Genomic DNA, 12,894 nt, shown 5'->3' with positions numbered 1-12,894 from the left:
GCCCTCTTCCGCCCGCCGGGAGAGGGTTTTCTCCCCCGCCTCGCCCCTTGCCGTCCACCCTCATTCGGTGCGACAGTATCCCGTACCGACTCCCCATCGCCACGCCCACGGCCGCCGCCCCGCCCGTCGAAGAGGAGACCCCATATGTCTACGCCGCAAACCGTTGTCGTCACCTATATCGCCGCGACGGCGGAACAGGTATGGCAGGCCCTGACGGACCCCGTGCTAAGCGTGAAGTACTTTTTCGGGCGCCGCGTCGAATCCGACTGGCAGGTGGGCAGCCCGTTCGTGCTGCGCATGGACGACGGCAAGGTCGATTCGCAGGGTGTTGTACTGGCCGCCGAGCCGCCCTACCGGCTGTCAGTCACGTGGCGCGTGGAATGGCTCGAAGCGTTCCGTCAGTTGCCCGAGGTGGTCGTCACCTGGCAGATCGACGCGCTTGGCGACGAAGCCGTGCGGCTGACGGTCAGCGAACGGCATCAGGAACCGGTGGACGAGCAGATCCTGCAGGGCGGGCGCAACGGCTGGCCGCTGATCCTGGCCGGGCTGAAGACGCTGCTGGAAACGGGGCGCCAGCTCAATGTCGAGGCACCCAAGCCGCCGCCGGCCCCCTCGGCGAAATCGCCGGCGATGCAGGATCAGTGACGCGTCGGCAGCGACAGGCGCCGTTCCAGCACGTGCTGGAATGCCGATAGGGCCGTACTGAGGATCCAGTAGATCGCGGCGGCCGCCAGATACAGCGGCAGCGGCTGGTAGGTGGCCGCAATGATCTCCTGCGACGTGCGCAGCAGTTCCGTCACGGTGATCACCGACACCAGCGACGTATCCTTGATCAGGCTGATAAGGCTGTTCGACAGGCTCGGCACGGCCAGCCGCAAGGCCTGCGGCCCCACCACGTGGCGCAGCGTCTGCACCGGGGTCATGCCCAGGCTGTAGGCGGCCAGCCACTGGCCGCGCGGCACGCCCAGGATGGCCCCGCGCATGCTTTCCGACAGATAGGCGCCTACGTTGAGGCTCAGCGTCAGCACGCCGGCGGGCGTGGGCTCCAGCGCAATGCCGATGCCCGGCAATCCGTAATAGACGACGAAGATCTGCACCAGCAGCGGCGTGCCGCGCATGATGCTGACGTACACGCGCGCCATCACTTTGAGAATCCGCTGATTTCCAATCCCCATCAGCGCCACCAGAATGCCGATTACCAGGCCGAAAGCCATCGACAACACGGCGAACTTCAGCGTGAGCAGCGTGCCCTGCAGCAATACGGGAAGCGAATCAATGACGAGCTGGAGGGCGGACATGGCTGGGCTGGGATCGGTCAATCTGGGGCCGGAATGCCGCGATCATACGTGAAACGCGGCGCCGGGCGACAGGTTGGCAGTTTTCGTCTTACGGGAATGATGCAGACGGAGGTGGTCATGAAGATGAAGGAAACGTACCTGCAGGTCGACGACCTGTCGGGAAACGGCGGCTACGCGCCGGGGGCAGGCGCCATGCAGGACGACGTCCCGGTGCCGCGTATCAAGGCAAGCGAAGTCGTGGCGCTGGCGCGGGACATGGGGGTATCGAAGAAGAAGCTCATCCGGGCGCTGGGGTTCGATCGGGGGGAGATCCTCCACAAGGCCTATAGCGACGGCTATCTCGATTCAACGCAGAGCGAGCTGGTGATCCACTTCCTCGGGATTATTGCCAAGGTCAATGAGCTCTACTTCGACGGGACACCTGACGCCCTGTCATTGGTGGCTCGCCGCGAGATGGCGAGATTTCTTGACTGGCGGCCATTCACTCTGGGATGTCGGCGGGCGTCAAGTTACTTCAGCTCGCTGGAAGGCCAGGCGCTTGTCAAACAGGAAATCGTTGCTGATTTTTTCGGAGTCTGCCCATGATCACGGCATGGAGAATTGCCTCGGAAACTCCGTCCTACACCGCGGACGACATCAGCGGCGCGGGTGCCTCCATGGACGGCGGGCGCTGGAATAGAACGGGATCAGCGGTGCTCTATTGCACCAGCTCTGTGGCGCTGGCCTGCCTGGAAACGCTGTCGCGTGCGGGAGAAGGACAGATTCCAGCAAATCGGTATCTCGTACAAATCGAAATACCCGACGACATCTGGCATCAGGCACACCACTTCCCGGCCGACACCATCCCGGTCGGCTGGGACGCCGTGCCGCCAGGCAAGACCAGCCACGACTTTGGCGAACAATGGATTGCCGAGGCGCGGTCGGCAATCCTGGTCGTGCCGTCGGTGATCGCGCCAGAGGAATGCAACATCCTCATCAACCCGTATCACGTTGACTGGCAGCGCATCCGGAGCCGGAAGCTCCGCAAGTGGGTCTATGACTTCCGGCTGTTGCGGCGGCTCTTTACTTGAGCGGCCTGGTCACGTCCGAGCCGAACCACTTGTTCGAGAGCTTGGCCAGCGTGCCATCCTTGCGGAGGTCGTCCAGCGCCTTGTCGATGGCTGCGGCGAACTTCGGGTTGTCCTTGCGGAACGGGATGGCCACTTCGCTGTTGGCGCCCGGCAGCACGGCACCGGGGCGCAGCGGCAGGTTGGCCTGCTTGATCAGGTAGTTGACCATCAGGCGGTCATTGAGCGCAGCGTCCACGCGCTGGGCGGCCAGATCGCGCAGGTATTCGGGGGCGCCCGGGTAGGTCTTGACGTCGATGCCCGGCACGGACTTGGCCAGGTCGTTGTAGTTGCTGCCCAGGCTCACGCCCAGCTTGTGGCCCTTGAGCGCGTCCAGCGATGCAAACTCGCGCTTGTCGTCCTTGCGCTGGATCAGTTGGGCGGCCGAATAGACGTACGGCGTCGAGAAGTCCAGCACCTGCTTGCGCTGGGGCGTGACCGAGACCTGGTTGACGATGATGTCGAACTTGCCGGCTTGCAGGCCAGCGATGATCGCGCTCCATTCGGTCGTCACGAATTCGGGCTTGACGCCGAGCTTGCCGGCCACGGCGCGCGCGACTTCGACATCGAAGCCGTCCAGTTCATTGTTGGCGCCGCGATATCCGAACGGCGGGTAGGTTCCTTCCAGGCCGACCTTGAGCACGCCCGCCTGTTTGACCGTGTCCAGCAGGTCGGCAGCTTGCGCGGCCGTCGCGGCCAGGCCAGTGGCGCCAGCTACCAGGGCGGTAGCCAGCAGGGACTTGAACCAACCCGATCGAATCGTTCGCATATGTTCTCCAGTGGGATGCGGTTTGCGTGCCGGCGCCCCTTTTGAGGGAAATCCGACGGCTCTATGAGCCTATAACGGGCTCCAAGGTACCGCAAATACTATCGATGGAGAAATAACGATTCGATATGGCTATATAACCAATTCTGCACAGCGGGCAGCCCGCCCCCCTGCGAAAGGCGGGAGGCGGGCCACCGGCTGGCTGGCGACTTACTGGAATGCCTTGTCGTTCGGCTCCGCAAACAGCTGCTTCATTTCCGGCGACAGCGCGTAGTTCATATTGATGTTGCGCGGCGGGATCGGCTGCAGGAACCACTTGGTGTAAAGCTTTTCGGCACGGCCGCTCTTCTGGATATCGCTCACCACGCCGTCCACGAGCTTCTTGAACGACGGATCGTCCTTGCGGAACATGCAGGCATAGTTCTCGGTCTGCAGCGGTGTACCGGCCACGACCCAGTCGGCGGCGTTCTTGGCCTTGGTGCGTTCGCCGTACAGCAGCGGTTCGTCCATCACGAACGCCACGGCGCGGCCCGATTCCAGGATCAGGAAGGCCTGGCCATGGTCCTTGGCGCTGGTCAGGTTCATGTTCATGCCTTCGCCGTTCATCTTCACCAGCAGGCGCTCGCCGGTGGTGCCAGCCGTGGTCACCACGTTCTTGCCCTTGAGCTGCGGGAAATCCGTCACGCCGGAGTCCTTCTTCGTCAGCATGCGGATGCCGTAGATGAACAGGCTGTTCGAGAAGGCCACCTGCTTCTGGCGCTCGGTGTTGTTGGTGGTGCTGCCGCACTCGATGTCGATCGTGCCGTTCTGCACCAGCGGGATGCGGTTCTGCGACGTGATCGGGGTCATCTTGACCTGCAGGTTCGGCATGTTCAGCGTCGATTTCACCTTGTCGACGATGGCCAGCAGGTAGTCGTGCGAATAGCCCATCACCTGGTTGCCATCCGAATACGAGAACGGAATGGACGATTCACGATATCCCAGCGAAATCACACCGCTGTCCTTGATCTTCTTGAGCGTGTCGCCATCGGCGGCGTGGGCGCCGGCGGCGGCACCGGCCAGCACGGCGGCAGCCAGCAGGCGGTGGATGGGGGTCGAACGGACAGACAGTGACTTCATGGTTCGCTCCTTCAAGGGGCTTGGTTTAATAGACTTCAGATCGAGGCAATCTCACTACCCAACGTACTGCTCAACTTCCAGCACAACCCGTGTTGCGTCCGCCTGGCCCCAGGGCCTCAGGCCGCCGCTGCACTGAAATCTTCCGCGTCGATGGCCGGCGTGCGGCCTGCCAGCCGGTCGGCCAGCAGGCCCGCGCTGCCCATGGCCAGCGTAAAGCCGAGCGCGCCATGGCCAAGGTTCAGCCACAGGCCGCGCAGGCGCGATTCGCCGATCATCGGCAGGCCGGTCGGCGTGGCCGGGCGCAAACCGGCCCAGGGCTGCAGCCCATCGAGGTCGGCGCCGTTCATCACATTGCCGAACACCGAGCGCGTCTGCGTGACCAGCGTCTGGGCCCGCTCGCGGTCGATGACCGCGCCGCCGCGCACGATATCGGCCATGCCTGCCACGCGCAGCGTATTGCCGATGCGCGCGTAGACGATCTTGTTGGCGAAGTCCGTCACGCTGATGTGGGGAGCCCGCGCGCCATCGGCAATCGGCACCGTGATGCTGTAGCCCTTGAGCGGCCACAACATCGGCCGGATGCCGGTCGGCCTCAGCAGCGGCACGCTGCCGATACCGCCGGACACGATCACCACATCGGCGACGATATCGCCATGATCGGTGCGCAGCCCTGTCACCCGGTCGCCGCTGCGCACCAGTTCGGTCACCCGCGTGCCAAACTTCAGCGTCACGGCCGGGTTGCCTTGCAACAGATGGGCCAGCGACACGCAGAACAGGTGGCAATCGCCCACTTCCTCGCTTGGCGTATAGATGGCCCCGGCGATGTCCTGACGGATGCCCGCCAGCGCCGGCTCCAGCGCCACGGTGGCATCACGGTCCAGCGCCTGCTGCTCGCAGCCCAGGCTGGCCTGGTAGTCCAGCAAACGGCATGCCGACGCGTACGCTGCCGCGTCGCGATGCACCACCAGCTTGCCGCGCCGCGCAAAATCGAATCCGCCCCCCTCCTCGCGCGCCTCGGGCCGGTTCACGAACGCCTGCATCAGGTCGCGCGAATAAAAGGCCAGCCGCAACAGCTTGCGCGTGGTGGCCTCGCTGGTCGTGGCATTGCACGCCTGCACGAAGGCCATCAGCCAGCGCCATTGGTCCGGGTCCATCGACGGCCGGAAGCGCATCGGCGAATCGCGGTCGAGCAGCCACCCCGGCACCTTCGACAGCACGCCCGGCCCGGCCAGCGGCGCCACATAGCTGTAGCTGAGCTGGCCACCGTTGGCAAAGCTGGTTTCCTCGCCGGGACCGTCGTGGCGTTCGACCACGGTCACCTCATGGCCATCATTGGCCAACCGCCACGCGGTAGTCATGCCCACCACCCCGGCACCCACGATCGCTACGCGCATCTGACTTCGCCCTTGCCTTCCCTTTCAAACGATGGGGCAGAGCGTAGAACACTGCGCACGGCTTGCCCAATGCCAATACGTGCCAGAATATGTCTCCAGGCTATAGGTAGCGCCACCCGGGTCTACCCGTAGTGCAAAGCACCATTTTTCGCACCAAACCGGTCATTTTCGGGCACTACAACGATGCGTTTGCGTCAGATCGAGGTTTTTCGCGCCGTCATGCTGACCGGCACCGTCAGCGAGGCTGCGCGCCTGCTCCATGTCTCGCAACCCGTGGTGACGCGCGTCCTGCAGCATGCCGAGGCCTCCCTGGGCTTCCGGCTGTTCGACCGGCAGCGCGGCCGGCTGCAGCCTACCCCCGAAGCCCAGGCCCTGTATGGGGATGTCGAAAGGCTATATGGCGAGATCGAACGGGTGCGGCGCGTGTCCGAAAGCCTGCGCCACAAGGGCGCGGGGCGCCTGCGCGTGGCCGCCACGCCCAGCCTGGCCAACCCGCTGCTGGTGCCCGCCGTGCGCCGCTTCTGCGCGCGGCACCCCGACACCCAGGTGCAGGTGCTGACCCACCACACCAATGAAATCGTGGCGGCGCTGCTGGCCAACCAGATCGACGTGGGTTTCGCGTTCTCGCCGCCCCGGCACGAGGCAATATCGAGCGTGCCCGTGGCCACCGGCCGTATGCTGCTGGCCGCGCCGCGCGCCCAGCCGCTGCCGGCCGGCGGCAAACGCGGCGTGGTGCCGATCCGCAAGGTGCTGGAGCGTCCGTTCATCGGCTATGACGACGACAGTTCGCTTGGCCTGCTGGTGCGCCAGACACTGGCCCGCCATGCGCTGGAGCCCCATTCGACGCTGGAGGTGCAAACCTATTCGCTGGCGCTGGCCCTGGTGGACGCCGGCCTGGGCCTGACGTTGCTGGACCAGTACACGGCGCTCAGTGCCAATCCGGCCCACGTGGCGCTGCACGATGTCCAGCCCGAGCTGGGTTTCGAGATCCAGATGCTGCGCGCCAGCCATCGTGGCGCCTCAAGCCTGGTGGACGATATGCATGCCCAGTTCGCCGCGGCGGCCCAGGCCCTGGATGCCACGCTGGATCACAGGCTGGAAGCCCCGGCCGCGCAGTTCGACGCGACGGTCCGGCAGGCGCCATGACATCGAGCAGACGCCGGACAGGCATTGCGCAGACAATTGACAGCGCACCACGGCGTACACCATCATTAATCCGCCCCGACGGGCGCGTGACCTTCCTATGTTCGTCCTGACCCTAGTCCTGCTGGTGCTGGTGAGCGCGTTCTTCTCGATCTCCGAGATCGCCCTGACCGCAGCCCGGCGTACCAAGCTCCAAGTCCTCTCCGATCGCGGCGATCGCCGCGCCACCAAGGTATTGCTGCTCAAGGAAGAGCCCGGCAACTTCTTCACCGTCGTGCAGATCGGCGTGAACAGCGTGGCGATCCTGGCCGGTATCCTGGGCGAGAAACACGTCTCCGACCTGCTCTTCGACGCCCTGCTGCCCTGGCTCAGCCCCGACATCGCCCAGCGCGTGGCCAATATCGGATCATTCCTGGTGGTGACGCTGCTGTTCATCCAGTTTGCCGACCTGATTCCCAAGCGTGTGGCCATGACCTTCCCCGAGACCTGCGCGGTCCATGTGATCGGTCCGATGCTGACGATGCTGAGGCTGTTCAAGCCCGTGGTGTGGGTGTTCAACGCGGCCGCCGACGCGATGCTGAAGCTGCTGGGCATTCCGACCAAGCCCGTGGACCAGATCACGACCGAGGACATCGCGGCCATGGTCGATGCCGGCGCCGAGGCCGGCGTGCTGCACAAGCACGAGCTGCACCTGATCGAAAACGTGTTCGAACTGGACTCCAAACCGATCACCGCGATCATGACCCCGCGCGACGACGTGGTGTTCCTGACGCTCGACGAATCGGCCGACAGCGTGCGGCGCAAGCTGGTCAAGCAGCCGCACGCGCAGTACCCGGTCTGCGGCAAGACCATCGACGACGTGCTAGGCTGCATGGATTCCAAGGACATCCTGCAATTGCTGCTGGCTAACGAAAACGCGTCGGTGCTGGACGACATCGGCAAGCACTACGACAAGAACGTGCTGGTGATCCCGGACACGCTGACGCTATCCGAGTCGCTGACGCGCTTTCGCGAGATGCACGAGAGCTTTGCCGTGGTGATGAACGAATACGGGCTGGTGGTGGGTATCGTCACGCTGGACGATATCGTCGGCGCGGTGATGGGCGACATCCTCTACTCGGCCGAGGACGAACAGATCGTCCGGCGCGACGCCACGTCGTGGCTGGTGGACGGCCTGACGCCGCTGGTGGACCTGAAGAAGGCGCTGGAACTCGATACGCTGCCCGGCGAGGACTACGTCGACACCGCGGCCGGGCTGGTCATCTATTCGCTGAAGCGCATCCCGAAGAAATCGGAGTCGATCAGCGTGGCAGGCTTCCGCTTCGAAGTGCTCGACATCGACCATCACAAGATCGACCAGTTGCTGGTGTCGCGGATCGGTGCAAAGCAGGGTCAGGCCCCAGAACTGCCGCGGGGCCTGCCCTGACCGGGCAGCCTGCCCCTTGCCGTGCCAGGCTCAGCACTGGCCGCGCAACTGCTGTTCGCGCAGCCGCCGGTACTGGTCACTGGCCTGCTCGATCGACTGCCGCGTGTGGCGCTGCTGCATGTCGGTCTCCAGCGCACGCATCTGGTCGGCAATCGCACCGCACATCAACGCTTTCGAGGCGGGCTGCTGCTGGGCGGCGGCCTGATCGGACTGCGCGGCCCTGGCCTTGTTGGCAGCCCGTGCCTGGGCGCCGCTGTCGAGAATCGACTGCTCCTGCTGAAGCACCGAGTCATCCTTGCCAATCGTGGAGAAATTGCCACCCATCGAGCTGGTGACGTTGGCATAGCCGGCCGGGCAGGCGGCCGACTCGGTATAGAGCGTGCTGGCGCCCTTCTGGCATTTGGTCGTGGCAAGCGCCTCGCCGCCGGCAAGCGCAGCCAGCATGGCGATGACCATCACGAAACGTCCCCGAACCGCGTGCATGTCGTTACCTCTGTTGTTGTTTGCACGCAAGGTAACACGGCGGATTCGAACGCACAAAAACAAAACCGACGTCTGTTTTCACAGTACGTCGGCTTGAGTTTTACTACGCTGTTTTTGTCTGCCGGTGGTCGAATCAGTCAGCAGCTTCTTGTTTGGCGGAGAGGGTGGGATTCGAACCCACGGTACCGTTGCCGGTACGCCTGATTTCGAGTCAGGTACATTCGACCACTCTGCCACCTCTCCGGTAACTTGGTCGTTGCGTTAGCAGCGAAACCAAGATTATAGGGACATTGCCATCTGCTGCGCAAGCCCCTATGCACAAATTTTTTTACGCTTCCGGCTCCAGGCGCTCGATCCCGCCCATGTACGGCTGCAGCGCCTTGGGCACGGTGAGCGAACCATCGGCGTTCTGGTAGTTCTCCAGAATGGCCACCAGCGTGCGGCCCACGGCCAGGCCGGAGCCGTTCAGCGTATGCACCAGTTCCGGCTTGCCCTGGCCGGCGCGCGCACGGGCCTGCATGCGGCGGGCCTGGAAATCGCCCATGCTGGAGCACGAGCTGATCTCGCGGTAGGTGTTCTGCGCCGGGATCCACACCTCGATGTCATAGGTCTTGGTGCTGCCGAAGCCCATGTCGCCGGTACACAGCACCACGGTGCGGAACGGCAGTTCCAGCTTCTTCAGGATCGCCTCGGCGTGGCCGGTCATCTGCTCCAGCGCGTCCATCGACTGGTCGGCCGGCACCACCTGCACCATCTCGACCTTGTCGAACTGGTGCTGGCGGATCATGCCGCGCGTGTCCTTGCCGTACGAACCGGCTTCCGAGCGGAAGCACGGCGTATGGGCCACGAAGCGCAGCGGCAGCTTTTCGGCCGCGACGATCGCATCGCGCACGATGTTGGTCAGCGGCACCTCGGCAGTCGGGATCAGGTAGAAGTTCTCGATCGTGTCCTGGCCGTCCTCGCCACCCACCTTGCGCGGCACCTTGAACAGGTCGTCCTCGAACTTCGGCAGCTGCCCCGTGCCACGCATCGACGCGGCATTGACGATGTACGGCACGTACATCTCGGTGTAGCCGTGCTCCAGCGTGTGGGTATCCACCATCAGCTGCACCAGCGCGCGATGCATGCGCGCCACGCCGCCGCGCAGGAACGAGAAGCGCGAGCCGGTCACCTTCGACGCCGTTTCGAAGTCAAGACCCAGCCGGGCGCCGACGTCGACGTGGTCCTTCACCTCGAAATCGAACGTGCGCGGCGTGCCGACGCGGCGCACTTCCACGTTCTGGGTTTCGTCCTTGCCCACCGGCACGCTCTCGTGCGGCAGGTTCGGGATCGACATCATCGCGTCGTTGAGCTGGCTCTGGATCTGCGCCAGGCGCTCGGCCGACGCCTTCAGCGTGTCACCGATGCCGGCCACTTCGGCCATCGGGGCCGAGGCGTCCTCGCCCTTGCCCTTGAGCATGCCGATCTGCTTGGACAGCGTGTTGCGGCGGGCCTGCAGGTCCTCGGTCTGGGTCTGCAGCTGCTTGCGTTCGGCCTCCAGGGCCTGGAACGTGGCCACGTCGAGTTGAAAGCCGCGCGTGGCCAGGCGCTGGGCCACGGCGTCGATGTCTTTACGGAAAAGCTGGATGTCGAGCATGTTGCAATCGGTGTGCAGTGCCGGCGACATGCCGGCGAACGCGACATTTTACTGCACCGGCATGGCCGCACAGCACCGAATCTGCCCGGATTTCCTGTGCTTTTCGGGCGTTCGGCGGCGGATCCTGCCCGTGAACGGCCCGCATCAGCCCTTGTTGCCGTCTTCCGGCTTGCCCCGGCTGTCCCGATTATCCCGGTGCCAGGCGGCGTCCAGATCGCGCAGATGGCGCAGCTTGTCGCCAATTTTGCCCTCCAGCCCGCGCGGCGTGGGCTGGTACCAGTCCTGGCGGCGCAGGTCGTCCGGCAGGTAGTGCTCGCCGGCCGCATAGGCCTCCGGTTCGTCGTGCGCGTAGCGGTAGGCGTGGCCGTAGCCCAATTCCTTCATCAGCTTGGTCGGCGCGTTGCGCAGATGCACCGGCACCGGGCGCGACTTGTCCTTCGACACAAAGGCGCGCGCCGCGTTGTAGGCGTTGTAGCCGGCATTCGACTTGGGCGCCACCGCCAGATAGATCAACGCCTGGGCCAGCGCCAGCTCGCCTTCGGGTGAGCCCAGCCGTTCGTAGGTTTCCGACGCGTCCAGCGTGATGCGGGCGGCGCGCGGATCGGCCAGGCCGATGTCTTCCCACGCCATCCGCACGATGCGGCGCGCCAGGTAGCGCGGATCGGCGCCGCCATCGAGCATGCGGCAGAACCAGTACAGCGCGCCATCGGGGTCGGAGCCACGCACCGACTTGTGCAGCGCGCTGATCTGGTCGTAGAACGCGTCGCCACCCTTGTCGAAGCGCCGCAGGTTCTCGGACAGCGCGCTGCCCAGCAGGGCCGTGTCGATCGTCTGCACGCCGGCATTGCGCGCGGCGCGCACCACGATTTCCACGTTGTTGAGCAGCTTGCGCCCGTCGCCGTCGGCCGACCCGACGATCAGGCCCATCGCCTCGTCATCCCACTGCACACCGCCCAGTTCCTCGCTGGCGCGCTGCACCAGCTGCTTCAGCTCGGCCTCGTCCAGGGTCTTGAGCACGTAGACCGCGGCCCGCGACAGCAAGGCACCGTTGACCTCGAACGACGGGTTCTCGGTGGTCGCGCCGATAAACACGAACAGCCCGCTTTCCACATGCGGCAGGAACGCGTCCTGCTGGCTCTTGTTGAAGCGATGCACTTCGTCCACGAACACCAGCGTGCGGCGGCCATGGGCGCGGTACTGTTCGGCACGCTCCACCGCCTCGCGGATGTCCTTGACGCCCGACAGCACGGCCGACAGCGCGATGAATTCCGCGTCGAACGCATTGGCCATCAGCCGCGCCAGCGTGGTCTTGCCCACGCCGGGCGGACCCCACAGGATCATCGAATGCGGTTCGCCCGAGGCAAAAGCCACGCGCAGCGGACGGCCTTCGCCCAGCAGGTGCTGCTGGCCGATGACTTCGTCGATATTGCGCGGGCGCAGGCGCTCGGCCAGCGGCTGTCGGGAACGTTCAGGAGGGTCGGAAAACAGCGAATCCGCCACGGTACGGGAGCCTTTGTCGTGTGATAGCGCCGCCACAGGCGGCACGGAACGCCACAGTGTAGACGATCGGGGCCGGCGCGATCGGATTGCGTCAGCCCCTAAAGTCGGCTCCGGATCTGCCGATAACGTCCAATGGCCCGCGTTTCATGCACGCGGGAAGGTCGACGCCGGCACAACGACCGGCGGCTCACTTCAGAACCACTCACTGTTTGCGAAATTCGGGGATTTGTATGCTGCGATACCGCATGCTGATGTTCAAGCTGAACCGGCTGGCGAACAAGAACAAGCTCAACGGCGTGGAAGAAATCTCGCTGGCTGGCCAGTTTGCCGAACTGATCGAATCGCAGGAAGAGGCCGATCAGGTCATCACCGACCTGTTCGAGCATGAAAACGCGCACGTGCGCCGCATCGGCCTTGCCGCCATCCGCCGGTCCCGGCGCTACGGCGGCCGCCTGCTGCAGGGGGCGCTGCTGCGCCGCATGATCGACGGGGAAGGCTGGATTCGCCACGACGCGGTCTGGATTGTCCAGGAAGCCGACATGGACGGCGCCGAAGTGCGCGCCTCGCTGCGCCGCATCGCCGCCAATGTCAAGCTGCCGCAGGACGCCGTGCGCGCCAAGCAGAACCCCGCCGACGGCATGCTGCACGCCGCCGTGCGCGCCCGCCAGTACCTGGATGTGCTGATCGCGCGCTCAGCCGCCGCTCACAACGAGGCGCTCGCCGCTGGCGGTGGTCTGGCCGGCGCCACCGATGGCAAGCCGTACGCCCAGGATTCGGTCGGTCATATCCGCGCCGTCCACCGCCAGTTGCAACGCAAGCTGGCCGGCCGCAAGCTAAAAAGCAGCACCAAGCTCAAGTTCCGCAAGGTGGAACCTCGTTACGACGAAAACGACAACCGGCGCTTCCTGCTGTGACGGGCTCGCGGTGGCGTCATTGCGCGGTGCAGCAATGAGCGCGCTCGTGGTCCGATCTGAATTCTTTTGAAATGGGGCGCGCCGGGATGGGGGCGCCGTACCATGGCTG

13 protein-coding genes and 1 tRNA gene are annotated in these 12,894 nt (G+C 64.8%); 6 read left to right on the top strand and 8 right to left on the bottom strand.

Annotation, left to right across the window (positions count from 1 at the left end):
- Positions 1-144: 144 nt before the first annotated feature.
- Complete coding sequence (locus tag AC3G88_RS06940; protein WP_488771091.1) at positions 145-645, top strand: SRPBCC family protein; 501 nt, start codon at positions 145-147, stop codon at positions 643-645.
- On the opposite strand, the gene AC3G88_RS06935 is transcribed toward AC3G88_RS06940, so the two are convergent.
- Positions 639-1,298: an amino acid ABC transporter permease gene (locus AC3G88_RS06935; RefSeq protein WP_092594902.1), complete on the bottom strand. Its 660-nt coding sequence runs from the start codon at positions 1,296-1,298 to the stop codon at positions 639-641. The two genes, AC3G88_RS06940 and AC3G88_RS06935, sit on opposite strands and share 7 nt — an antisense overlap.
- A 117-nt stretch (positions 1,299-1,415) precedes the next feature.
- On the opposite strand from AC3G88_RS06935, the gene AC3G88_RS06930 reads away from it, so the two are divergent.
- The gene (locus AC3G88_RS06930) at positions 1,416-1,883 is read left to right on the top strand and encodes a hypothetical protein (RefSeq protein WP_488771090.1); all 468 of its coding nucleotides are present in this window, start codon (positions 1,416-1,418) and stop codon (positions 1,881-1,883) included.
- The gene (locus tag AC3G88_RS06925) at positions 1,880-2,368 is read left to right on the top strand and encodes an RES family NAD+ phosphorylase (protein ID WP_488771089.1); all 489 of its coding nucleotides are present in this window, start codon (positions 1,880-1,882) and stop codon (positions 2,366-2,368) included. The genes AC3G88_RS06930 and AC3G88_RS06925 overlap by 4 nt, the downstream gene beginning before the upstream one ends.
- Here AC3G88_RS06925 and AC3G88_RS06920 read toward each other — a convergent pair.
- The 3 genes from AC3G88_RS06920 to AC3G88_RS06910 all read right to left on the bottom strand — a co-directional run bounded on the left by AC3G88_RS06920 (position 2,361) and on the right by AC3G88_RS06910 (position 5,683).
- Positions 2,361-3,173, bottom strand: a complete 813-nt coding sequence (locus AC3G88_RS06920) for a transporter substrate-binding domain-containing protein (RefSeq protein WP_488771088.1) — start codon at positions 3,171-3,173, stop codon at positions 2,361-2,363. The two genes, AC3G88_RS06925 and AC3G88_RS06920, sit on opposite strands and share 8 nt — an antisense overlap.
- A 207-nt stretch (positions 3,174-3,380) precedes the next feature.
- Positions 3,381-4,289, bottom strand: coding sequence for a glutamate/aspartate ABC transporter substrate-binding protein (locus tag AC3G88_RS06915; RefSeq protein ID WP_153946775.1), 909 nt, complete (start codon positions 4,287-4,289; stop codon positions 3,381-3,383).
- Positions 4,290-4,405: 116 nt separating this feature from the next.
- Positions 4,406-5,683, bottom strand: a complete 1,278-nt coding sequence (locus AC3G88_RS06910) for a D-amino acid dehydrogenase (RefSeq protein WP_488771087.1) — start codon at positions 5,681-5,683, stop codon at positions 4,406-4,408.
- A 183-nt stretch (positions 5,684-5,866) separates the two neighbouring features.
- On the opposite strand from AC3G88_RS06910, the gene AC3G88_RS06905 reads away from it, so the two are divergent.
- Positions 5,867-6,829 carry a LysR substrate-binding domain-containing protein gene (locus AC3G88_RS06905; protein ID WP_488771086.1) on the top strand — a complete coding sequence of 321 codons (963 nt, stop codon included), beginning with the start codon at positions 5,867-5,869 and terminating at the stop codon, positions 6,827-6,829.
- Between the two features lie 97 nt (positions 6,830-6,926).
- Positions 6,927-8,252 (top strand): polyamine export protein PaeA, encoded by a 1,326-nt coding sequence (gene paeA / locus AC3G88_RS06900; RefSeq protein WP_488771085.1) that lies wholly within the window; start codon positions 6,927-6,929, stop codon positions 8,250-8,252.
- Between the two features lie 30 nt (positions 8,253-8,282).
- On the opposite strand, the gene AC3G88_RS06895 is transcribed toward paeA, so the two are convergent.
- The 4 genes from AC3G88_RS06895 to AC3G88_RS06880 form a co-directional block, all read right to left on the bottom strand.
- Entirely contained in the window at positions 8,283-8,735 is a 453-nt protein-coding gene (locus AC3G88_RS06895) for a hypothetical protein (RefSeq protein ID WP_488771084.1), read from the bottom strand.
- A gap of 153 nt (positions 8,736-8,888) precedes the next feature.
- A tRNA-Ser gene (locus tag AC3G88_RS06890) sits at positions 8,889-8,978 on the bottom strand.
- A gap of 85 nt (positions 8,979-9,063) precedes the next feature.
- Positions 9,064-10,371: a serine--tRNA ligase gene (gene serS, locus AC3G88_RS06885; RefSeq protein WP_153946823.1), complete on the bottom strand. Its 1,308-nt coding sequence runs from the start codon at positions 10,369-10,371 to the stop codon at positions 9,064-9,066.
- Between the two features lie 144 nt (positions 10,372-10,515).
- Positions 10,516-11,871 carry a replication-associated recombination protein A gene (locus AC3G88_RS06880; protein WP_488771083.1) on the bottom strand — a complete coding sequence of 452 codons (1,356 nt, stop codon included), beginning with the start codon at positions 11,869-11,871 and terminating at the stop codon, positions 10,516-10,518.
- Between the two features lie 230 nt (positions 11,872-12,101).
- On the opposite strand from AC3G88_RS06880, the gene AC3G88_RS06875 reads away from it, so the two are divergent.
- Entirely contained in the window at positions 12,102-12,785 is a 684-nt protein-coding gene (locus tag AC3G88_RS06875) for a hypothetical protein (RefSeq protein WP_488893251.1), read from the top strand.
- Positions 12,786-12,894 lie beyond the last annotated feature (109 nt).

The sequence above is a fragment of the Cupriavidus sp. 86D6 genome (assembly GCF_057815095.1).
The sequence above is the reverse complement of the archived record's forward strand: the minus strand, read 5'-3'. Positions and strand labels throughout refer to the sequence as shown.